The following is a 22,648-nucleotide window of genomic DNA, read 5'->3' on the forward strand; positions in this document are numbered from 1 at the left end:
TCATGGCCTCCTCCACCGTGCGGTCTCACCGTCCCGCGTCCCACCCTGGACTGCGGCGCGGTGAGACCGCATCGGGGTGGCTGTTCACCGCCCCGATGCTGATCCTGCTCGGCCTGTTCCTGGTCGTGCCCGTGCTCATGGCGCTCTGGGTGAGCGTGAGCGACTGGGGCGGGCGCGGCTCGCCCTTCTCCGGCGGCGTCTCGTTCGTGGGTCTGAAGAACTACGCCGCCCTGCTGCTCGGCGGCGGCCTCGCCGAGGCCGACTTCGGCATGAGCCTGAAGAACAACGCCTGGTACGTGATCCTCGTGGTGCCGTGCCAGACCGCGCTGAGCCTCTTCCTCGCCGTGCTCGTCAACCGGCAGATCCTCAAGGGCCGCGGGTTCTTCCGCACCGCGTTCTACTTCCCGTCGGTGACGAGTTCCGTCGCGATCACGGTCCTTTTCCTGTTCCTGTTCTCCACCACGGGGGCCGTGAACGCCGCGCTCGGCTGGCTCGGGATCAACGGACCGAACTGGCTCAACGACCCATCCGGGATCCTGCATTTCGGCGCCTCGTCCGGCCCTGCGGCCTTGACGGAGAACCACTTCCTCGGCGTCTCCTACTGGGACTGGATCGGCGGCCCCAGCGTCGCGATGTGCGTCTACATCATCATGGCGATCTTCACCACGAGCGGAACCTTCATGCTGCTGTTCCTCGCCGCACTGCAGAACATCTCCGGCGAGGTGCAGGAGGCGGCCATGATGGATGGCGCGAACGGATGGCAGCGGTTCTGGCGGGTCACGCTCCCGCAGCTGCGGCCCACGCTGTTCACCGTCCTCACGCTCGGACTCATCGGCTGCTGGCAGATCTTCGACCAGATCTACACCGGCACCCGCGGCCAGCCGGCGAAGACGACGATCACGCCCGCATACCAGTCGTACCAGTCGTCGTTCATCAACCAGGAATGGGGCCAGGGCGCCGCGATCGCGTTCATCCTGTTCGTGATCATCATCGTCTTCACGCTCGTGCAGCGCTGGGCGCTGCGCGAGCGAACCGTGTCCCGTCGCCGCAACCAGCCGTACGTGGAGGTCGCGCAACACGCCGCCGCACGCGCCGCCGCCGCCGCCGACCGAGCACCCGCCACGAGTGAAGGAGCACCGCGATGACCGCCACCGCTCCCGCCCCGTTCGTCGCTCGGCGCAGGCGCTGGGGCACCGTGCGGATCGCCTCCACTTCGGTCCTGTACGCGCTGCTCATCGCCCTCGCGCTCGTCTACATCTACCCATTCCTCATCCAGGTCGCGACGAGCTTCAAGACAGACCCGGACGCGGCGACGAACCCGCTCGCGATCGTGCCGCAGACGTTCACGACCGAGGCCTACACGCAGTTGTTCCTGCGCAGCGACTTCCCCACGTGGTTCAAGAACTCCGTGATCGTCACGATCGTGGTCACGGCGGGCCGGGTCTTCTTCAACTCGCTCGCGGGCTACGCGCTCGCCCGGCTCCGCTTCCGCGGGCGCAACGCCGTGTTCGCCGGACTCGTCGCCGTCATGAGCGTGCCGACCGTGGTGCTGCTGATCCCGAAGTTCCTCGTGATCAACACGCTCGGCATGTACGACTCCTACGCAGGCATGATCCTGCCGCTCCTCGTGGACGCTGCCGGGGTCTTCATCATGAAGAACTTCTTCGAGTCGATCCCGGCCTCGGTCGAGGAGCAGGCGCGGATCGACGGTGCGGGCACCTTCCGGGTGTTCTGGTCGGTCGTGCTGCCGATGGCACGACCCGCACTGATCACGATAGTGATCCTTTCGTTCCAGGGATCCTGGAACGAGCTGGCCCACTTCATCGTGTCGACGCAGTCCCCCGAGCTCACCACCCTCACCAAGGGCGTGGCGCAACTCGCCAACGGACAGCTCAGTCAGGGTCGGCAGTATCCGCTCAAGCTCGCGGCGGCGATCATCATGACGATCCCCGTGGCCGTGATGTTCTTCGTGTTCCAGAAGCGCATCATGAACTCCAGTGACGGGGCGGTGAAGGAGTGACCGCCGGCTCCCCCACGATGCTCGCGTCGTGCGGAGGCCCGGCTCTGCCCCCTCCTCCCCTCCGCTGAACCCGCCCTCATCAACGTCCGGCCACCGCACACCCGCACACCCGCCCGCCCCTCACGAAGGAGCCACATGACCGACACCCCGCTGCAGCCCCTCCTGAACGACGCCGTCATCGCACTCCAGGCGCCGACTCAGGTGTGGTCGGACGAGACCGGGGACATGGGCTCCGCGCCCATCCACGGTGTCTATCACGGCGACGTCCGGCATGTGCGGTCGCTGACGGTCGCGGTCGACGGCACCGCGATCGAAGCGATCGCGTCGTCCTCTCCGTCCCCGCAGCGCGCCGTGTTCACGAGCGTGCTGCGCGGCCTCGACGACGACCAGCCCGACCCCAAGGTGCGCCTCGAACGCACCCGCACGGTGCGCCCCGGCGGCGTCTCGGAGGAGATCCGGATCTCCTCGCACCGCGAAATTCCGGTACCGGTCGACGTCACCGTGCGCCTCGTGCCCGACTTCGAGCCCCTGCAGCGCGTCAAGGCGGGCCTCGCCGACGCCGGCGCATGGGGCTGGGACGGCGAGCGCGCATCCTCGGGCACCGCGTCGTTCGCCCTGACCGCGCCCGACGCGACGATCACGGCCGAGGAAGCCCTCGTGATCCGTTGGACCGCCGTGCTGCCGCCGCGCGCGGCGGTGGGCTTCTCCTTCGACCTGGCGCTCGAGGATCCGACGCTGGTCGTCACCTCGCCGGACACCCCCGCCTATCCTGCTGTGCCCGAGACCCGGGATCCGCGGCTGCGGCGCTGGCTGCACCGCGCTGCCGGCGACCTCTCCGTACTGCGCCTGGCCCTGCCCGCCCATCCGGACGACGCCTTCTACGCCGCGGGCGCGCCGTGGTTCTTCACCCTGTTCGGGCGCGACTCGATCTGGGCTGCGCGGCTCGCGCTCCGCCAGGATCCGGCGATCGCCGCCTCGACGCTGCGGGTGCTCGCTCGCCTGCAGGGCACGAAGAAGGATCCGGCCACGGCCGAGGCGCCAGGGAAGATCCCGCACGAGCTGCGCAGCGGTGCGCTGTCGCTGCCGAGCGAGGGCGTGCACCTCCCCCCGCTGTACTACGGCACAGTCGATGCCACCCCGCTCTGGGTGTGTCTGCTCGCCGACGCTCGCGATGCGGGCATGCCCGAGGCGGAGGTGCGCGAGCTGCTGCCGAATCTGCGAGCGGCGCTGGCCTGGATGATCGACCACGGCGACGCGAGCGGATCCGGGTTCATCGACTACGTCGACGAGACCGGGCACGGCCTCGCGAACCAGGGCTGGAAGGACTCCGGCGACTCGATCCAGTGGCGCGACGGGCGCCTCGCCGAGGGTCCCATCGCTCTCAGCGAGGTGCAGGCGTACGCCTACGAAGCGGCGGTGCGCGGCGCCGGCCTGCTCGATGCGCTCGGCGAGGACGGCGGGAACGCACTGCGCGCCTGGGCGGTGGATCTCCGCACCCGGTTCCGCACCGCGTTCTGGGTGACCACGCCCGAGGGCCGCTATCCCGCGATCGCTCTGGACGCCCACGGCGCCGCGGTCGATTCGCTCACGAGCAACATCGGGCACCTGATCGGCACCGGCCTGCTGGATCCCGACGAGGAGCGCGCCTGCGCGGCGCTGCTGCTCGGCGACTCGATGTCGAGCGGGTTCGGGATCCGCACGATGTCGTCGGGGGCGGCGGGATTCTGGCCGTTGAGCTACCACGGCGGCAGCGTCTGGGCGCACGACACCGCGATCGCCGTGCACGGATTGCTGCGAGCGGGTCTGCGGGCCGAGGCCGCCGACATCGCGCAGCAGCTCGTGGACGCCGCCGAGGGGTTCGGCTACCGGATGCCCGAATTGCATGCAGGAGACGCCCGTGTGCTCGGCGTCACCCCCGTGCCGTACCCGGCATCCTGCCGTCCGCAGGCATGGTCCGCCGCAGCGGCCGCCGTGTGCGCGGACGTGTTGGGCTGAGTCCTACGGGGAGGATCAGACCGCGCGCACGCCGTCCTTCCACACCGCGTCGACCAGCGGCACACCGGGGCGGTACGCGAGGTGCACCCGGCTCGGGCTCTTCAGCAGCACGAGGTCGGCGCAACCGCCGGGGGCGATGCGGCCGATGTCTGTGCGGCGCAGGGCCGCGGCTCCCCCGGCGGTCGCCGCGTGGATCGCCTCGGCGACGGTCATGCGCATGTCGCGCACGGCGACGGCGATGCAGAACGGCATGGACGAGGTGAAGCTCGACCCGGGATTGGTGTCGCAGGCGAGCGCCACGGTCACGCCGGCGTCGATGAGCCGGCGCGCATCCGGATAGGGCTGCCGGGTGGAGAACTCCACGCCGGGCAGCAGGGTGAGGACCGTGTCGGATCCCGCGAGCGCGGCCACGTCCGCGTCGGTCAGGTAGGTGCCATGGTCGATCGAGGCAGCACCGAGCTCGACCGCGAGCTGCACGCCCTCGCCCGGACCCAGCTGGCTCGCGTGCACGCGCGGCTGCAGGCCGCGGGCGATGCCGGCCTCCAGCACCCGGCGGGACTGCGGCACGGTGAACGCGCCGGTCTCACAGAACACGTCGATCCACTTGGCGTGCGGGGCGCAGGCGTCGAGCATCTCGCCGACCACGAGGTCGACGTAGTCGTCGCCGCGGTCGGCGTACTCGGCCGGCACGACGTGCGCGCCGAGGAAGGTGACCTCGCGGGTGACCTCCGCGGCGAGGCGCACGAGGCGCTGCTCGGTCGCGACGTCGAGGCCGTAGCCGCTCTTGATCTCGACGGTGGTGGTGCCCTGCGCGAGCATCTCGTCGAGGAAACCGCGCAGGCGGATCCGCAGTTCGTCGTCGGTCGCCGCGCGTGTGGCGGCCACGGTCGATCGGATGCCGCCGGCGGCATACTTCTGCCCCTGCATCCGCGCCTCGAACTCGGCAGCGCGGTCGCCGCCGAAGACGAGGTGGCTGTGGCTGTCCACGAAGCCGGGGATCACAGCGCGGCCCTCCGCGTCCACGATCTCGTCGGCCGCCGGCGCGTCGGCCGCCGAGCCGACCCAGGCGACCCGCTCGCCCTCGATGAGCACGGCGGCGTCGTGCAGGGTGCCGCAGAGGTCGTCGCCGTCCGCGACGTTCGTCGTGAGCTCGCCGATGTTGGTGATCAGGATCCGCATGTCCTCAGCCTTCCGCAGAGTGGTGCGTCCCGCCTTGTGCCGGGCCCTTCGACAAGCTCAGGGACCGGCACAAGGCGGGACGCGTGATGTGGGTCGGAACCGCTCAGAGCCCCATCGGGACCTTGAGGCCGCGCTCGCGCGCGATGTCCTTCGCGTGGTCGTAGCCGGCGTCGACGTGACGCATCACGCCGGTGCCCGGGTCGTTGGTGAGCACGCGCTCGAGCTTCTCGGCGGCCAGCGCGGATCCGTCGGCGACGGTCACCTGACCGGCGTGGATGGAGCGGCCGATGCCGACGCCGCCGCCGTGGTGCAGCGACACCCAGCTCGCGCCCGAGGACGTGTTCAGCAGCGCGTTGAGCAGCGGCCAGTCGGCGATCGCGTCGGATCCGTCCTTCATGGCCTCGGTCTCGCGGTACGGGCTGGCGACGGAGCCGGAGTCGAGGTGGTCGCGGCCGATGACGATCGGGGCGGACAGCTCGCCCGAGGCGACCATCTCGTTGAACTTCAGGCCCGCCAGGTGCCGCTCCTTGTAGCCCAGCCAGCAGATGCGCGCGGGGAGTCCTTCGAAGTGCACCTTCTCGCCGGCCTTCTCCAGCCAGCGGTGCAGGGCGGCGTCCTCCGGGAAAAGCTCGGCGATGGCGCGGTCGGTCTTGTAGATGTCCTCCGGGTCGCCCGAGAGCGCAGCCCAGCGGAACGGGCCGCGGCCCTCCTCGAACTGCGGACGGATGTACGCCGGCACGAAGCCGGGGAACTCGAATGCGCGGTCGAAGCCGCCGAGGACCGCTTCGGCACGGATCGAGTTGCCGTAGTCGAACACCGCGGCGCCCGCGTCCTGGAACGCGACCATCGCCCGGACGTGCGCGGCCATGGCCTCGCGCGAACGGCGGGTGAACTCCTCGGGGTCGCGCTCGGCCTCGGCCTTCCAGTCCTCCACCGAGATGCCGATGGGCAGGTAGGCGAGCGGGTCGTGCGCGCTGGTCTGGTCGGTCACGATGTCGATCGGCACGCCGCGGCGGAACAGCTCGGGGAAGACCTCGGCGGCGTTGCCGACGATGCCGACGGAGAGCGCCTCACCGGAGTCCTTGGCGGCGACGGCGCGGGCGATGGCCTCGTCGAGGTCGGTGTAGTACACGTCCAGGTAGCCGTGGTCGACGCGGCGCGCGAGACGCGACTCGTCCACGTCCACGATCAGGCACGCGCCGTCGTTCAGCGTGGCGGCGAGCGGCTGCGCGCCGCCCATGCCGCCGGCGCCGCCGGTGAGCGACAGAGTGCCCTTGAGCGACTCCTTGCCGAGCGAGCGCGCGACCGCGGCGAACGTCTCGTAGGTGCCCTGCAGGATGCCCTGGGATCCGATGTAGATCCAGGATCCGGCCGTCATCTGGCCGTACATCATCAGGCCCTCGGCCTCGAGCTTGCGGAACTCGGGCCAGGTCGCCCAGTCGCCGACCAGGTTGGAGTTGGCGATGAGCACGCGCGGCGCCCACTCGTGCGTGCGGAACACGCCAACCGGCTTGCCGGACTGCACGAGCAGGGTCTCGTCGGGCTCGAGCTCGTCGAGGGTGCGCACGATCGCGTCGTAGGCCTCCCAGCTGCGCGCAGCGCGGCCGGTGCCGCCGTAGACCACGAGGTCCTCGGGGTGCTCGGCGACCTCGGGATCGAGGTTGTTCATGAGCATGCGCTTGGCAGCCTCGGCGCCCCAGCTCTTCGCGGTGCGCTGGTTGCCGCGGGGTGCGCGGATCGAACGAGTCGGGTCCGACAGGGTCAGGCCGGCAGTGGTGGTGGTGTCAGTCATTCGCGTGCTCCTTCGCAATCGCAGCGATCTGGCCGGACTGCACGAGCGCAGTCACGGCCTCCATGTCAGGGCTGAGGAATCGGTCCGGACCGGGGCCGCCGGCCACGGTGCGGACGAGGTCGCGGACGGCGCCGGTGGCGGGTCCGGCCTCGAGCGGCGCGCGCAGGTCGAGCGCGCGGGCGCCGGTGAGGATCTCGATCGCGAGCACGCGGCCGAGGCCGTCGATCGCGCGACGGAGCTTGCGGGCCGCGGCCCAGCCCATCGAGACGTGGTCCTCCTGCATCGCGGAGGACGGGATCGAGTCGACCGAGGCCGGCACGGCGAGGCGCTTGAGCTCGGAGACGATGCCGGCGGCCGCGTACTGCGCGATCATCAGACCGGAGTCGACGCCGACCTCGTCCGCGAGGAACGGCGGCAGGCCGTGGCTGCGCGCGGGGTCGAGCGCACGGTCGGTGCGGCGCTCGGCCACCGAGGCCACGTCGGCGACCGAGATCGCGAGGAAGTCGAGCACGGCCGCGACGGGGGCGCCGTGGAAGTTGCCGTTGGACTCGATCCGGCCGTCGCTGGTGACGACGGGGTTGTCGACGACGCTCGCGAGCTCGCGCTCGGCGATCATGGTGGCGTAGGAAGCGGTGTCGCGGGCGGCACCGTGGACCTGCGGCGAGCAGCGCAGCGAGTAGGCGTCCTGTACGCGGCCGTCGCCCGGGCCCTTGTGGCTGGCGACCATCGGGGAGGATCCGAGGAAGGCGCGCAGGTGCGCGGCGGAGACGGCCTGGCCGATCTGCGGGCGCAGCGCCATGAGGTCGGCGGCGAAGACCGCGTCGGTGCCGAGCTGCGACTCGATCGACATCGCGGCCGAGATGTCGGCGGTGATGAAGAGGTTGTCGAGGTCGTGCAGTGCGAGCGACAGCATTCCGAGCATGCCGTCGGTGCCGTTGATGAGGGCGAGGCCCTCCTTCTCTTGCAGTTCGAGGGGCGCGATGCCGGCGGCGGCGAGCGCGTCGGCGGCCGGGACGAGATCGCCGGCGGCGTTGCGGACGTCGCCCTCGCCCATGCTGGCGAGCGCCACGTGGGCGAGCGGGGCCAGGTCGCCCGAGCAGCCCAGCGAGCCGTATTCGCGGACGATCGGGGTGATGCCGGCGTTGAGCATCGCGGCGTAGGTCTCGACGACGACGGGGCGCACGCCGGTGTGGCCGGACGCGAGCGTCTGCAGGCGCAGCAGCTGCAGGCCGCGGACCACCTCGGTCTCGACCTCGGGTCCGGTGCCGGCCGCGTGCGAGCGGATCAGGCTGAGCTGCAGCTGGCGGCGACGCTCGGGGGCGATGAAGGTCGTGGCGAGGGCGCCGAAGCCCGTCGAGACGCCGTAATGCGGCTTGGGGTCGGCGGCCATGCCTTCGATGACGCCGCGGGAGGCGGCGACGCGGTCGAGCGCACCGGCGTCGATGACGACCGGTGCGAGGTAGCGGGCAACGGAGACGACATCCTCGGGGCGCAGGGGCGCCGCACCGATGGTGACGGGGGAAGTGTGGGGCATGAGACGATTTCACACCCTCGGCCGCCGCTCGGACAGTGCCCGGGACGACGTCCTGTCTGGAATCACAGACATGTAGACGAAGGCTGCGCACCGCCCTGATGGGCCCCGGGTGCCCCGGGAGGGATCGGGATCGAGCGAGCCTGGATCCTCCCGCGACTCCCGACATCCGACGCACAAGATGTGCGAAATGTCGAACAGATGATGAGATCAGTGCGGATCGCACATGGTGGGTCGCGCAACGCGTCACTAGCGTGAGCGGCACCATCCTCTTCCGCCCGAAGGAAACCACCATGGCCCGTATCGCGCCGCACGACGACTTCGCCCTCTCCCGCGTGACTCCCGAAGCGCGAAAGCCCTGGTTCGGCATCGCCGTGCAGCGCTTCGGCCAGGTCTCCGCCCTGTCGCAGTTCCTCCTCGGCGCGACGCTGGGATACGGGATGACCTTCGGGGAGGCCGCGCTCGCGTTCCTGCTCGGATCCGTCATCCTCGAGGTCATCATGTGCATCGTCGGATTCATCGGGCAGCGCGAGGGCCTGAACACGGCCCTCCTCGCCCGCTGGACAGGCTTCGGCGAGATCGGCGCGGCGCTCGTGGGCCTCGCGATCGGCATCAGCCTCATCGGCTGGTTCGGCATCCAGTCCGCGATCTCCGCGCAGTCGCTCGACGCGCTCATGCCCGGCGTGCTGCCGACCTGGCTGTGGAGCCTGCTGTTCGGCCTCGCCGTCACCGCGATCGTGGCCTTCGGCTTCCTCGGCATGCAGTGGCTCGCGAACATCACCGTGCCCCTGTTCCTCGTGCTCGTGGGCTGGTCCGTGATCTCGGAGCTCAGCCGTCACGACCTCGGCACACTGCTCACGAGCCCGGCACCGGGCCCGCACATCACCGTCTGGGCCGGCACCGGCATCGTCGCCGGCGGCCTCATCGTCGGCGCCATCATCACCGGCGACATGACGCGCTTCAACCGCTCCCGCGCCGACGTCGTCAAGCAGACCGTCGTGGGCGTCACGCTCGGCGAGTTCGTGATCGGCCTGGCCGGCGTGCTCCTCGCGCACGCCGCGAAGTCCGGCGACATCGTCGCGATCGTCACGAGCTCGGTCGGCCTGGTCGGCCTCATCATCGTCATCACCGGAACGCTCAAGATCAACGACTGGAACCTCTACTCGTCGGCCCTGGGCCTGGTGAACTTCGTCTCGACGACGTTCGGCAAGAACCTGCACCGCGTGACGACGACGATCGTCCTCGGCATCGTCGGATCCGTCCTCGCCGCCGCGGGGATCCTCGGGCAGTTCACCCAGTTCCTCATCGTGCTGAGCGTGGCGTTCCCGCCCATCGCGGGCATCATGGTCGCCGAGTACTTCATCGTCCGCCGCTGGCGCGGGGACCTCGACGCCAGCCGTGAGGCGGGCGTGCTGCCCGCCTCCGCCCCGCGCATCGTCCCCGCCACGATCGTGGTCTGGGTGGTCTCGTCGCTCGTCGGCTACTTCGTGACCTGGGGGATCCCGTCCCTCGTCAGCCTGTTCCTCTCGATGGTGCTGTACATCGTGGCGGGCAAGCTGGGCCTCGTCCGCGGGGTCGGCGCCGTCCCCACCCGTCAGGCCGATCCCGCCGAGGCCGCGGCCGCCTGATCCCCAGACTCCGTCGCGGGGTGCGGCGCCTTCCGACGCCCCGCGACGGGACCATTCGTCCCAGAACCACCGAGAAAGCGAGAACCATGCACATCGGCATCGACGTCGGCGGCACCAACACGGATGCCGTCCTCATGGACGGCGCCCGCACCCTCGCCGGGGTGAAGCACTCCACCACCCCCGACGTGACCGACGGGATCGTGCAGGCGATCGAGGATCTTCGGGCACACCACCCGTTCGAGGGATCCGACATCGAGGCCGTCATGATCGGCACGACGCACTTCATCAACGCGCTCGTGCAGGCCAGCCGCCTCGCGCCCACCGCGGCCCTGCGGCTCGGCCTGCCCGCGACCCGCGCCCTCCCTCCGCTCGTGGACTGGCCCGGTGAACTGCTCGAGGCCGCTCAGGCGCGCAGCTATCTCGCGCACGGCGGCTACGAGTTCGACGGCCGCCCGATCTCGCCGCTCGATCCCGAGGAGCTGCGCGGGATCGCCGCGGACATGAAGGCGCACGGGATCCGCTCTGTCGCGATCTCGGCCGTGTTCAGCCCGGTCAACCACGACCTCGAGGTGCGCGCCGCGGAGATCCTCGGCGAGGTCCTCGGCGACGACGTGGCGATCTCCCTCTCGCACGAGATCGGCCGGATCGGCATCCTCGAGCGCGAGAACGCGACGATCATCAACGCCGCCCTGCGCGAGCTCGCCTCCGAGATCGTCGACGGCCTCACCGCCGCCGTCCGGGCGCACGGCATCGAGGCGCCGATCTTCCTCAGCCAGAACGACGGCACGCTCATGGACGACGAGTACGTGCGCCGCTATCCCGTCGCGACCTTCGCCTCCGGCCCGACCAACTCGATGCGCGGAGCCGCGGCCACGAGCGGCCTGCAGGACTGCGCCGTGATCGATGTGGGCGGCACCACGGCGGACATCGGCCTGCTCGTGAACGGCTTCCCCCGCGAGACCGCGAACGAGGTGAAGGTCGCCGGCATCCGCACGAACTTCCGCATGCCCGACGTGCTCTCCCTCGGCATCGGCGGCGGGAGCATCGTGGACGAGGAGACCGCCGAGGTCGGCCCCGCCTCGGTCGGCTACCGCCTCGGCACAGAAGCGCTCGTCTTCGGCGGCTCGACCCTCACCGCGACCGACATCGCGGTCGCGGCGGGGCGCGCCGAGGTCGGCGACCCCGCGAAGGTCGCGCACCTCGATCCGGAGTTCGTGGCGCGCGTGCTCGCGCGCATCGCCGAGCGGGTCACGGAGGCCGTGGACCGGATGCGCACCTCCCCCGACCCGATCGCAGTCGTCGCGGTCGGCGGCGGATCCATCCTGCTCCCCGACGTTCTGGAGCCGTTCGGCCCCGTGCACCGCCCGGAGAACTACGCGGTCGCGAACGCGATCGGCGCGTCGATCGCCCAGGTCGGCGGCGAGATCGACAAGGTCTACGCGATCGCCGCCGGCGCGCGCGACGAGACCATCGCGGCCGTCCGCGCCGAGGCCGTCGACAAGGCGATCGCCGCCGGCGCGAAGCCGTCCACGGTCGCGATCATCGACTTCGACGAGGTCCCGATCCCGTACCTGCCCGGCAACGCCACGCGCATCCGCGCCAAGGCCGTCGGCGACCTGGACATGGGGGCCTGAGATGGGCTGGCAGATCGACACCGCGCAGATCGAGGATCTCGCCCGCGGCGCCGCCGTGTTCGGCACCGGCGGCGGCGGCGATCCCTACATCGGATCCCTCCTCGCCCGGCAGGCGCTGTCGGACGGGCCCGTCCCCGTCCTCGACCTCGCCAAAGTCCCCGACGACGCGCACGTGCTGTTCGTCGCGATGATGGGCGCACCGACCGTCATGGTGGAGAAGCTCCCGAGCTTGGACGAGGTCGTCGAGCCCGTGCGCGCCCTCGGCTCGCATCTGGGACGGCCCGTCACCCACATCGCGTGCGCCGAGGTGGGCGGCGTGAACTCGACGATCCCCGTCGCGGCCGCCGCCGCGCTCGGACTGCCGCTCGTGGACGCCGACGGCATGGGCCGCGCGTTCCCCGAACTGCAGATGGTGCTGCCCACGCTCATCGGCGTCACCGCCTCGCCCCTCGCACTCAGCGACGAGAAGGGCAACGTCGCGGTCCTGCAGACGATCGACAACACCTGGACGGAGCGGATCGCACGCGTCGCGACCGTCGAGATGGGCTGCTCCACGATGATCGCCGGGTTCTCCATGACGGGCGCACAGGCCCGCGCGGGCCTCGTCGGCGGCTCGCTCTCGCGGTGCATCACCGTGGGGCGGGCGATCGCGGAGGCCCGTGCAGCGAAGACCGATCCGGTCGAGGCCGCGGTCCGCGAGCTCTCCGGACGCGAGCTCTTCGACGGGAAGGTGATCGACGTGCAGCGCGCCACGACGACCGGCTTCGCTCGTGGTCGCGCCCGAATCGAGGGCGAGGGCGGTGCCGCGCTCACCCTGCAGTTCCAGAACGAGCACCTCGTCGCCGAGGCCGACGGGCGGATCCTCGCCACCACGCCCGACCTCATCATGGTCGTCGAGGGCGAGTCCGGGGAGCCGATCACGACAGAGGCCCTCCGCTACGGCCAGCGCGTGCGCGTGCTCGCGGCCCCGGCCGACGAGCGCTGGCACTCCGCCGAGGCGCTCGCGATGGTCGGTCCCGGCTACTTCGGCTACGACATGCCGGCCCATCGCTACGACGGCACGGTCTCGACCGGAGAACCCCTCGTGACGGCGGGCGCGGCATGAGCTGGCAGCTCACGGCCGCTGATCTCCCCGACCTCGCCCGCGGCGCCACACTGCTCGGCACGGGCGGCGGCGGCGATCCCTACATCGGCAGCAAGCTCGTCGAACGGGTGCTCGGCGACGGGGCGATCACGATCCTGGATCCGGAGGAGCTTCCCGACGATCTCTTTGTGATCCCGACCGCGCAGATGGGCGCGCCGACCGTGATGGTCGAGAAGATCCCGGCGGGCACAGAGCCCACGCTGGCGCTCAGGGCGCTCGAGGCGCACCTGGGGCGCACGGCCGACGCCACCATGCCGATCGAGTGCGGCGGGATCAACTCGATGATCCCGCTCGTCGTCGCCGCGGAGACCGGGCTTCCGGTGGTCGACGCGGACGGCATGGGTCGCGCCTTCCCCGAGCTGTCCATGGAGACGTTCGCCGTGTACGGCGTGCACGGCTCGCCCCTCGCCCTCGCCGGCGAGCGCGGGGAGACCGTCATCATCGACACCGGCGACGACGACCGCCAGATGGAGTGGCTCGCCCGCGCGATCACGATCCGCCTCGGCGGCGTCGGGCACATCGCGGAGTATGCGATGTCCGGCGCGGACGTGCGCCGGACCGCCGTTCCGCGCACGATCTCGATGGCGCTCGCCCTCGGCCGCGCGATCCGCGAGGCCCGCGCAGAGCACCGCTCCCCCTTCGAGGCGATCGCCGACACGCTCTCCCGCACCCTCTACGCCCACGTACGCGAGCTCGCCGTGGGCAAGGTCGTCGACGTCGAGCGCCGCACCACCGAGGGATTCGCGAAGGGACGCGCCGTGATCGCGCCGCTCGAGGGCGACGGCTCTTTCGAGATCCTGTTCCAGAACGAGAACCTCATCGCCCGGCACGACGGCGAGGTCGTCGCCATCGTGCCGGATCTCATCTGCGTCGTGGATCACGAGACCGCCGAGCCCATCACGACCGAGGGGCTGCGCTACGGCCAGCGCGTGCGCGTTCTCGGCATCTCGACGCCGGACATGATGCGCACCGAGGGCGCCCTCGCGGCCTTCGGCCCCTCCGCCTTCGGTCTCGCCGAGCCGTTCCGCCCGGTCGAGCGGCTGGGCGTCTGAGCCTGATCCAGGAGCCGGACCCGAACCGGCCCCTGGATCCGATCCGGATCCGATGCGAGGCCTCTAGTCTGGGACGATGGCGTGGCGACTACGAGCCGGGGACGTGACCGCGCTCGCGCTGGGCTGCGCGCTGCTCGGCTCGGGCGGCGGCGGCACGACCACCATGCTCGAACTCATGCTCGCGGGTGACGATTCCGGCCCGCATCCGCTCGTCGACGTGGAGGAGCTGGATCCCGCCACTCCCTGCTTCGGCGCCGCGTTCGTCGGCTCCACGATCCTGCTCGGCGAGCGCATGCCGGGACTCGCACCGTTCGGACGCCTGGTGGCCGCGGCGGAACGCTGGCTCGGCACGCGGATCCCCGCCGTCTGCTCGATCGAGGGCGGCGGCATGAACAGCCTCGTTCCGTTCCTGTTCTCCGGCGAGCGCACGATCGTGGACGCCGACTGCACGGGCCGCGCCGTGCCGGAGCTCGACCAGATGTCGCTCTTCGTCGACCGGGTGCCGGGGCTCGTGTTCACGTGCGAGAGCGGTGCCGGCGGCGTCGCCCTCGTGGAGACGGACCGCGCCGTGGACGCGGAGCGCATCATCCGCTCGGCGATCATCCAGGCGGGAGGGAGCGGTGCGGCCGTGCTCGCGGGCTTCACTGTCGGCGATCTCCGTGAGCACGCCATGCCAGGTCACCAGCGGCGCGCGCTCGCCCTGGGGCGCGCCTTCCTCGCGGCCCGGTTCTCGCCGACGGCCGAGCTCGCCGCGGGGCTCGGTGCGCGCCTGCTGACCGAGGGACGGATCGACCGGATCTCCCCGCACCACGCCGACCCCCACGTGCAGTCCGTCGAGATCGCCGGCCCCGGTGGGGCGATCGACCGTGTGGTGACCCGATCGGAGGCCCTCGCCGTGCTCAGCGACGGCGCGCTGCTCGCCTCCGCACCGGCGATCATCGTGATGCTCGACGCCGCGTCGCGCGAGATCCTCCAGGTCACCGATCTCGTTCCGGGACGGCGCGTCGTCGTCCTCTCGCTGCCCGCGCCGGACTGGTGGCTGGAGCGCCCCGAGCGCCTGCGCCGTGTGCTGCCGTCGACGTACGGTCTCGCCGAGCTGGACGCCGCATGACCGCCCGGCTATCCCTCGCGGGCCTCCGGGCGCACCCCGAGAACGGGGGCCTGCGCCGGATCGCCGGCCCGGAGGACGCCGCGTGGGACGCGGTCGCCGTGGAGTCGGCGGAGGCGGACCTGCCGACGCTGCCCGACGGCGGCCTCGCCGCACTGCCTGACGGCGCCCTCGCGGTGCTGCTCGACGCCGCGCCCGAGACGCCCTGGCAACAGGACGCGATGCTGCGCCGGATCCGCGAGCGCGGCTTCCGCGGCGTCGCGCTGCCGGGCGCCGCCGGGTTCGACCCCGGCGCGCAGCGGCTCGCGGAGCGGCTGGGGATCTGCCTGCTCGACGTGGAGCGACCCATCGTGCTCGCCCAGGCGTGCTGGATGCTCGTGCAGGCGCAGGACGCGCTCACGCTCTCGCACGTGCGCAAGGTCGCGCGCTCCTTCGAGTATCCGGCCCGGGATCTGTCGGATCTGCTGCGCCAGATCTCCGCCACGCTCGGCCATCCGCTCGCCCTCGTGGACGGCACCGACGTGCTGCATTCCTCGGGCGGCGAACTCGATCCCGCCCTGCACGCCGCGATCGACTTTCGCCCCTGGATCGACATCGCCCGTGCGGGGAACCGCACCGCGGCCTCCGTCCGCGTGGACAGCCCGAGTCGGCCGGGCCTGCGCCTGGTCGTCTTCGGCGAGGGGCTGAGCGAGAGCCAGCTCGCCGCGCTCTCCGTCGCGGCCGAGATCGCGATGCCGGCCGTCGCGGCGCGGATCCTCATCGACGAGGTCGCGGAGGTGAACGACGTCTCGGCCTCCTCCGCCCTGCTCCGCGACTTCGTCGACGCACGGGGCCTCGCCGATGACGACATCGAGCGCCGCATGGGCGAGCGCGGCTGGCGCACGACAGGACATCATCTCGGCTTCCGGATGGTCGGGCGCGGTCGGCTGGATCCGCTGCCGCTGCTCCGCGCCGTGCGCGCGGCGCTCGGCAGGATCCCCGCGGAGGCGCACGTCACCACCGCCGGGCGCGGGCTGAGCGGCTGGCTGGCGTTCTCCGAGGCACCGGATCCCGCGACCGTCGAACAGCTGGCGCGCGGGCTGCGCACTCTGCACCGCGAAGTGGGACGAGCCTTCGCGATCGCGACGGGCGTCGGTTCACTGCAGCGCGGTGCCGCAGGGCTCGCCGCGACCCTGGACGAGGCCGCGGATGCGGCCCGGATCGCGGCGTCGCGCTCGGCGACGGGCTGGTTCGTCCGTGTCGACAGCCTCGGGCTCGAGCAGCTGCTGCTGGCCTGGACCGGCAATGACACCTTCGTGCCCGCGGCGGAATCGCTCCTCGCGCCGCTGCAAGGCGCGACAGGGGACCTGCTGCGCACGCTCTCCACCTACCTCGACCAGGAGTCGAGCCTGGTCGCGACCGCCGAGGCGCTGAACCTGCACCGCAACACGGTCGCGGTGCGGATCCGGCGGGTGCAGGAGCTCCTCGGCGTCGACCTGACGGATCCCGAGACCCGCCTCGCGATGCACCTCGCCTGTCGCGCCGTACTCGCGCCCGCGGCGGGCGACGGCGTCACGGCACGACGCGAGCATGGGATCCTGGGAGCGTGAACGCCGATCGCACGGACCACGGCGCCGGGACGGACTCGCCGACGAACGCCCGCGACGACAGGCCCCAGGTCCCCGCCGCCGACCACACGCTGCGGATCCTGCGGTTCCTGGCCCGCCGGGCAGGACCGGTCGCGGCGTCCGCGCTGGCGCGCGAGCTCGACATCCCGCGCTCCACGGTCTACCACCTGCTCACGACGCTCGAGGCGCACGGGTTCGTGGTGCACCTGCCGCAGGAGCGCCGCTGGGGACTCGGCACCAGCGCCTTCGAGCTCGCCGGCGGGTACGCCAGACAGGAGCCCCTTGCCCGGCTCGGGCGCCCGCTTCTGGCGGGTCTCGCCGACCGCCTCGGCGAGAGCGCGCACCTCGCCGTGATGACCGGCCGCGACGTGCTGTACATCGTCGAGGAGCGTGCTCTGCGCCGCCCCGCCCTCATCACCGACGTGGGAGTGCGCCTGCCCGCGCACCTCACCGCGACCGGCCGGGCGATGCTCGCCGCGCTGCCCCGCGAGCAGGTGCGCGCGCTGTATCCGGATGCGGCGGCGTTCGCGCAGCGCTCTGGCGGTGGCCCGTCTCGCCCCCGCGAGCTGAACGAGCTGCTGCGCGAGGTGCGTCGCGACGGCGTCGCCCGCGAGGACGGCGAGGTGACCCCGGGGTTCCGGTCGGTCGGCATCGCCGTGCGCGACCACGTCGACTGGCCGGTGGCGGCCGTCGCCGTCACCTGGTCGGAGGAGGGCTCCGTCGACGAGACGGCGATCGTCGATGCCGTGACCGAGACCGCCCGGCAGCTGCAGCGCCGGCTGGGCTACAGCGGGCGCAGCGGCTGACTCTCCGCCGCGGTGGGGCGTGTGCGCCCCCTTCAGCGGCGGACCGGCGCGACTGCGCGCCCCTGTCGCAGACGGCCGGATCCGTGTCGCAGGATCGAGACACGGCCGCGACGGGACCGCGACACCGGGTCGATAGCCTCGAGTCATGAGCACCACGCCGCACCGCGCGCCTCACCTCACACGGCGCGCCACCCTCGTCACCGCGACTGCCGCGACCATCGCCGTCCTCGCCCTCACCGGATGCACGCCCGCCGCACCGGCGTCGGGCGCCGGGACCTCGAAGCCCTCGCCCCGACCCTCCGCGAGCACTGCCGCGAAGCCGGCGGTCGCGACCGTCCCCGGGTATGACATCGGACAGTTCCCGCCCGTGCCCCTGTTCCAGCTGCCCGACCTCGGCCTCCTCTCCGGATCCGCCGACGCCTTCGCGATCGAGGTGAACGCCGCCTTCGACGGCGTTCCGGGAGTCACCGTCTCCCCCGCCCGCTGCGACACCGGAGGGAAGGTCGTCTCGGGGGCCGGATCCGCGATGCTCTACGGCGACGGATCGGGCAACTACACGGGCCCCGACGGTGCGGTGCAGAACTTCGGCGACGGATCCGGGGTCTCCACGATCAACGGCGTCACGATCCAGAACTTCGGCGACGGATCGGGGAACTACACGTCCGGTTCCGTGCACATCCAGAATTTCGGAGACGGCTCCGGCAACTACAGCGACGGCCGGATCGCCGTCGAGGTGTTCGGCGACGGATCCGGCAATTACACCGCGCCGGGCATCGCGATCCAGAACTTCGGAGACGGATCCGGCAACTACACCGCCGGATCCGTGAAGATCCAGAACTTCGGTGACGGGTCCGGCAACTATGCCGCCCCCGGCATCTCGATCCAGAACTACGGCGACGGCACGGCGAAGGTCAACGGCAAGACCGTCAAGGCCGATAAGCTCCCGACCGTCGCGAAGCTGGGCAGCTTCCCGCCGATCGCGGCGCTCGCTCCCATCTCGTCCTGCGGCACCACGATCACGTTCCAGGACGGGGTGCTGTTCGACTTCGACCGCAGCGACATCCGCGCGGATGCGGCGAAGACCATCGCCTCGGTCGCGGAGGTGCTGGTCGCGAAGAACGTCCAGAGGGCCGAGATCTCGGGCCACACCGATGCGATCGGCGACGACGCGGACAACCAGGACCTCAGCGAGCGCCGTGCGCAGTCGGTCGTCACCGCCCTGCAGCAGGCGGGCGCCACCACGACGATGGAGGCCGTCGGCTACGGAGAGACGCGCCCCGTCGCACCCAACGAGATCGGCGGCCAGGACGACCCGGCAGGACGGCAACTGAACCGCCGGGTCGAGATCTTCATCCCGGCCGGACACTGACCGCCCGCCTCGGAACACCTGCCTCGGAACGACCGGAGAACACCATGCATCGCAGCCGCATCCCAGCGGTCCTCCTCGCCACCCTCGCCCTCTCCGCCGGTCTCGCCGGCTGCTCGATCAACCTCGTCGACACCGCGCAGCCCTCGAGCACTCCGTCCCCGGAGGCCTCCGTCGACGTGCAGGTCCACAGCCCATCCAGTCCGCCGAAGCCGGTTCCGGTGCCGCAGACCGGTCCGCCGGTCACCAAGGGCGGCGGGATCACCCGCGCCGACCTCATCGCCGCCGCGACCACGACGCAGCGCTGCGACGGCGAGTTGACGCTCATGCAGGATGCGGTCTCGGTGCACGTGGAGGGATCCTGCGACCGGCTCATCGTGAACGCCCGCGGCGCGCAGGTCGTGGCGGACGACGTCGCGCACCTGTCGGTCATCGGAGATGCCAACGTCGTGCTCGCGGAGTCGATGCAGGAGCTGGTCGTAAACGGCGACGCGAACGTCGTGCACTGGACCGGCGCCGCTCCGTCCATCTCGGACGTCGGCACCTCGAACACGTTGACGGCGGGCTGACATGACCGGCGCCGCACACCCCCGGATCCTGCTCGTCGACGACGACGAGGCCATCACGGGCGCCCTCGGGCCGTTCCTCGAGCGCAGCGGGTTCGATGTCGAGGTCGCCGGGGACGGCGCGCTCGGCCTCGCCGCCGTGGAGCGCCGCACGCCCGACCTCGTGGTGTGCGACGTGCTCATGCCGCACCTCGACGGCCGGGAGTTCGTGCGGCGCATGCGCGGCCGCAGCCTGTGGCTGCCGATCATCCTGCTCACCCAGGTCGGCGAGTCGTGGGAGCGCAGCGCGGCTCTCGACGAGGGCGCGGACGACTACCTCAACAAGCCCTTCGACCCGCACGAGCTCATCTCACGGATCCGCGCCGTGCTGCGCCGCACCGCAGCCGGCGGGCACTCGCTCACCGCGTCCGCGCGGCTGCGCGCCCATGACCTCGTGCTCGACCGCACCGCGCGCCGCGCCTGGCTCGCCGACGCCGAGCTCACGCTCACCCCGAAGGCGATGACGCTGCTGGAGTACCTGATGCTGCACCCCGACGAGGTGCACAGCAGAGAGCGCCTGTTGTCGACGCTCTGGGGTTTCGAGTTCGCCACGTCGAGCCGGGCCGTCGACCACCGCGTCTCCGAGCTGCGCCGCGTGCTCGGCGACGACGCCGCGACCCCGCGGTTCGTGGAGACGGTGCAGAGCTTCGGGTACCGCTTCGCGGCTCCCGTGGGGGCGGCGTGAACGCGGCGGCGCGTCCTGCGCCGGTTCGCGACGAGCGTCGTTCCCCGCACGGCCCGCGGGCACTGTGGTGGATCCTCGGCGCCGTGCCGGTGGTGCTGGGCACGGGGATCGCAGCGGTGCTGTCCGCCGCCGGCGACACGCGGCAGGTGCAGGTCATGATCGCGCTGCCCGCCGTCATCGCGGTCGTGGGGATCCTGCTCAGCGCGATCGCGCTGGGGCTCCTGACCCTCTTCGTGGTGCGGCGCCGGCGGCGACACTGCGACGCGGCGGCCGTGCACGAGGCCGCAGCGCGAGGGGCGGCCGAGGAGCGGCAGAACCACGCGCGGTTCCTGGCCCGGCTCGACCACGAGCTGAAGAACCCCCTCACCGCGATCCTGGCGACCTCCGCGGCCGCGCAGAACGGCGCAGGAGGTGCCGAGGCGTGGCCGATCGTGGATGCGCAGGCGGCCAAGCTCGGCGGCCTGGTGCGCGACCTGCGCAAGCTCGCCGACCTCGAAGCCCGGCCCCTCGAGCTCGAGCGCGTGGAGCTCGAGCAGCTTCTGGTCGAGGCGATCGCCGCGCTCGCGCAGCAGGATCCGGCCGCCGGCGCCCGCCTGACTCTGACCGTCACCCGCGTGCCCTGGCCCGTCCCGCCCATCTCCGCCGACCTGGACCTGCTGTCCCTCGCCGTGGACAACGTGCTCGGCAACGCCGCCAAGTACTCCGCGAGCGGGCCGATCGAGGTGCGGCTGCGCGAGGAGGCGGGACAAGCCGTGATCGAGGTGGCCGACACCGGCCGCGGCATCCCGGAGCCCGACCTGCCACAGGTGTTCGACGAGCTCGCCCGGGCGCAGAACGCGCGCGACGTCGTCGGATCCGGCATCGGGCTGAGCCTGGTCGCCGCGATCCTGCGCCGGCACGGCGGCACGGTCGCGCTGAGGTCCGCGGAGGGTTCCGGCACGGTGGTGGCGCTGAGGCTGCCGCTCGGCTGACAGGCACCGCGCCGCACGGCTTCCGCACAGGCCGGGCCGCGAGGATCGGCGGGTGCGAACGTCGACGGATCGAGCACGGCTGCGGCGCATCGCCCTGATCGCGGTCGTGCTCGGCATGCTCGCCGGCGTCGCCGGATCCTGGATCCCGTCGTTCTGGGGCGACGAGGCCGCGAGCGTCATGTCGGCCTCGCGCACCTGGCCGGAGCTGGCGCGCATGCTGCAGACCGTCGACGGCGTGCACGGCGCCTACTACGCGTTCCTGCACGTGTGGATCGATCTGTTCGGTGCGGGCGAGTTCTCGGTGCGCCTGCCGAGCGCGATCGCGGCAGGGTTCCTGGCCGCGGGCACGGCCGTGCTCGCCGGACGCCTCGGCGGTCCGCGACTCGCCCTGGCCGCCGGCCTCATCGCGGCCCTGCTGCCCCGCACCGCGGTGATGGCGGCGGAGGCGCGCTCGTACGCGATCGGATCCGCGATCGCCGTCTGGCTTACCGTGCTCCTGCTCGTGGTGCTGCGGCGCAGGCATTCGTGGTGGCTCTGGGCCGTCTACGCCGCTGGAACGGCCGCCGCGATCTACGTCTTCCTGTACCTCGCGCTCCTGCTCGTCGTGCACGGCGTCTTCGTGCTGCGCTTCCACCGCCGGTCGCTCTGGCGATGGGCAGTCTGGGCTGCGGTCGCGACCCTGTTGGCGGTGCCGATCGTGCTGCTCGCCGCCGCGGAGCAGAACCAGATCGGCTTCCTCGCGCACCGCGACTACATCACGCCGCTGAACGTGCTGGCGCTGCAGTGGTTCGACCCGGTGACCGCATGGCCGTGCGGCGCACTCATCGTGATCGGATTCACCGGTGTGCTCCGCTCCCGTCATCAGGATCCGAGTGGTCTCCGTCTCGGCGTGCTCGCGCTGCTGTGGCTGGTGCTGCCGACGGCGGCCGTCTTGATCGGAAGCGTGCTGATCGCGCCGATGTACACCGTCCGATATCTCTCGTTCTGCGTCCCGGCGGCGGCGATCCTGATCGCTCTGGGCGTGCAGACCTCGGCCCGATGGCTCTCCCGCCGTACCTCGCTGCGCGCGACGACGGCGTCGGGGGTGGCGCTCGCGGTCGTGCTCGCGGCCTTCGTGCCGAATCTCGTGGTCCTGCGCGGCCTGTACGCGAAGGACGGCAGCGACTGGCGCGAGGCTGCCGCGTACCTTCGCGCGCACGCCCGGCCCGGCGACGCCGTGCTCTACGACGACCGCCCCAAGGACTCGGAGGAACCGAGGCTGATCGTCGCGGTCTATCCGCGTGACATCGCCGGGCTCCGCGATCCCGCCCTGCTGTCGTCGTTCCACACCCAGCCCGGCCTCTGGGATCGCACCGTTCCGAACGACCGGCTGACCGCCGGCGATCTCACGACCGACGTCTGGGCGATCGAGCGCGGCCCCGCCGCCGAGCAGTCGCCCGACGCGCGGCACCTGAAGGCACTCGGCTATCGGGTGATCTCGTCGCATCGCATCAACGTCACCACGGTGCTGCGTCTGGAGCGCTGA

18 protein-coding genes are annotated in these 22,648 nt (G+C 71.7%); 15 read left to right on the plus strand and 3 right to left on the minus strand.

The annotated features are described in order from the left end of the window. Nucleotides 1–2: 2 nt before the first annotated feature. The 3 genes from AB4078_RS06200 (at nucleotide 3) to AB4078_RS06210 (ending at nucleotide 4,015) form a co-directional block, all read left to right on the plus strand. The gene (locus AB4078_RS06200; protein WP_441976385.1) at nucleotides 3–1,145 is read left to right on the plus strand and encodes a carbohydrate ABC transporter permease; all 1,143 of its coding nucleotides are present in this window, start codon (nucleotides 3–5) and stop codon (nucleotides 1,143–1,145) included. Then, on the plus strand, nucleotides 1,142–2,020 hold the full coding sequence (locus AB4078_RS06205) for a carbohydrate ABC transporter permease (RefSeq protein WP_441976386.1): 879 nt from the start codon (nucleotides 1,142–1,144) through the stop codon (nucleotides 2,018–2,020). The genes AB4078_RS06200 and AB4078_RS06205 overlap by 4 nt, the downstream gene beginning before the upstream one ends. Nucleotides 2,021–2,155: 135 nt before the next feature. Continuing rightward, nucleotides 2,156–4,015, plus strand: coding sequence for a glycogen debranching N-terminal domain-containing protein (locus AB4078_RS06210; RefSeq protein ID WP_441976387.1), 1,860 nt, complete (start codon nucleotides 2,156–2,158; stop codon nucleotides 4,013–4,015). Nucleotides 4,016–4,030: 15 nt separating this feature from the next. On the opposite strand, the gene hutI is transcribed toward AB4078_RS06210, so the two are convergent. From hutI to hutH, 3 genes are all read right to left on the minus strand, one after another. After that, the gene (gene hutI, locus AB4078_RS06215) at nucleotides 4,031–5,194 is read right to left on the minus strand and encodes an imidazolonepropionase (RefSeq protein ID WP_441976388.1); all 1,164 of its coding nucleotides are present in this window, start codon (nucleotides 5,192–5,194) and stop codon (nucleotides 4,031–4,033) included. Nucleotides 5,195–5,297: 103 nt separating this feature from the next. Next, the gene (gene hutU, locus AB4078_RS06220; protein WP_441976389.1) at nucleotides 5,298–6,986 is read right to left on the minus strand and encodes a urocanate hydratase; all 1,689 of its coding nucleotides are present in this window, start codon (nucleotides 6,984–6,986) and stop codon (nucleotides 5,298–5,300) included. Then, nucleotides 6,979–8,520, minus strand: a complete 1,542-nt coding sequence (gene hutH / locus AB4078_RS06225; protein WP_441976390.1) for a histidine ammonia-lyase — start codon at nucleotides 8,518–8,520, stop codon at nucleotides 6,979–6,981. The genes hutU and hutH overlap by 8 nt, the downstream gene beginning before the upstream one ends. A gap of 290 nt (nucleotides 8,521–8,810) precedes the next feature. Here hutH and AB4078_RS06230 point away from each other — a divergent pair, with 290 nt between their 5' ends. From AB4078_RS06230 to AB4078_RS06285, 12 genes are all read left to right on the plus strand, one after another. Further along, nucleotides 8,811–10,145, plus strand: a complete 1,335-nt coding sequence (locus tag AB4078_RS06230; RefSeq protein WP_441976391.1) for a purine-cytosine permease family protein — start codon at nucleotides 8,811–8,813, stop codon at nucleotides 10,143–10,145. Between the two features lie 86 nt (nucleotides 10,146–10,231). Continuing rightward, nucleotides 10,232–11,779, plus strand: a complete 1,548-nt coding sequence (locus AB4078_RS06235) for a hydantoinase/oxoprolinase N-terminal domain-containing protein (RefSeq protein ID WP_441976392.1) — start codon at nucleotides 10,232–10,234, stop codon at nucleotides 11,777–11,779. Nucleotide 11,780: 1 nt separating this feature from the next. Continuing rightward, complete coding sequence (locus AB4078_RS06240) at nucleotides 11,781–12,884, plus strand: DUF917 domain-containing protein (protein WP_441976393.1); 1,104 nt, start codon at nucleotides 11,781–11,783, stop codon at nucleotides 12,882–12,884. Continuing rightward, a complete protein-coding gene (locus tag AB4078_RS06245; RefSeq protein ID WP_441976394.1) occupies nucleotides 12,881–13,975 on the plus strand; it encodes a DUF917 domain-containing protein in 1,095 nt (364 codons plus the stop codon). The genes AB4078_RS06240 and AB4078_RS06245 overlap by 4 nt, the downstream gene beginning before the upstream one ends. 76 nt (nucleotides 13,976–14,051) lie before the next feature. Further along, entirely contained in the window at nucleotides 14,052–15,086 is a 1,035-nt protein-coding gene (locus tag AB4078_RS06250) for an S-methyl thiohydantoin desulfurase domain-containing protein (RefSeq protein ID WP_441976395.1), read from the plus strand. Beyond that, nucleotides 15,083–16,672, plus strand: coding sequence for a PucR family transcriptional regulator (locus AB4078_RS06255; RefSeq protein ID WP_441976396.1), 1,590 nt, complete (start codon nucleotides 15,083–15,085; stop codon nucleotides 16,670–16,672). The genes AB4078_RS06250 and AB4078_RS06255 overlap by 4 nt, the downstream gene beginning before the upstream one ends. A gap of 89 nt (nucleotides 16,673–16,761) precedes the next feature. Then, nucleotides 16,762–17,496 carry an IclR family transcriptional regulator gene (locus AB4078_RS06260; RefSeq protein ID WP_441976453.1) on the plus strand — a complete coding sequence of 245 codons (735 nt, stop codon included), beginning with the start codon at nucleotides 16,762–16,764 and terminating at the stop codon, nucleotides 17,494–17,496. A 145-nt stretch (nucleotides 17,497–17,641) separates the two neighbouring features. Beyond that, complete coding sequence (locus tag AB4078_RS06265; RefSeq protein WP_441976397.1) at nucleotides 17,642–18,865, plus strand: OmpA family protein; 1,224 nt, start codon at nucleotides 17,642–17,644, stop codon at nucleotides 18,863–18,865. A 44-nt stretch (nucleotides 18,866–18,909) separates the two neighbouring features. Beyond that, nucleotides 18,910–19,431, plus strand: coding sequence for a DUF3060 domain-containing protein (locus tag AB4078_RS06270; protein ID WP_441976398.1), 522 nt, complete (start codon nucleotides 18,910–18,912; stop codon nucleotides 19,429–19,431). A 1-nt stretch (nucleotide 19,432) separates the two neighbouring features. Continuing rightward, the gene (locus AB4078_RS06275; protein WP_441976399.1) at nucleotides 19,433–20,152 is read left to right on the plus strand and encodes a response regulator transcription factor; all 720 of its coding nucleotides are present in this window, start codon (nucleotides 19,433–19,435) and stop codon (nucleotides 20,150–20,152) included. After that, entirely contained in the window at nucleotides 20,149–21,123 is a 975-nt protein-coding gene (locus AB4078_RS06280; protein ID WP_441976400.1) for a sensor histidine kinase, read from the plus strand. The genes AB4078_RS06275 and AB4078_RS06280 overlap by 4 nt, the downstream gene beginning before the upstream one ends. Before the next feature lie 52 nt (nucleotides 21,124–21,175). Beyond that, nucleotides 21,176–22,648 carry a glycosyltransferase family 39 protein gene (locus tag AB4078_RS06285; protein WP_441976401.1) on the plus strand — a complete coding sequence of 491 codons (1,473 nt, stop codon included), beginning with the start codon at nucleotides 21,176–21,178 and terminating at the stop codon, nucleotides 22,646–22,648.

It is taken from the genome of Microbacterium sp. 2MCAF23, assembly GCF_052115565.1.
Lineage (GTDB): Bacteria > Actinomycetota > Actinomycetes > Actinomycetales > Microbacteriaceae > Microbacterium.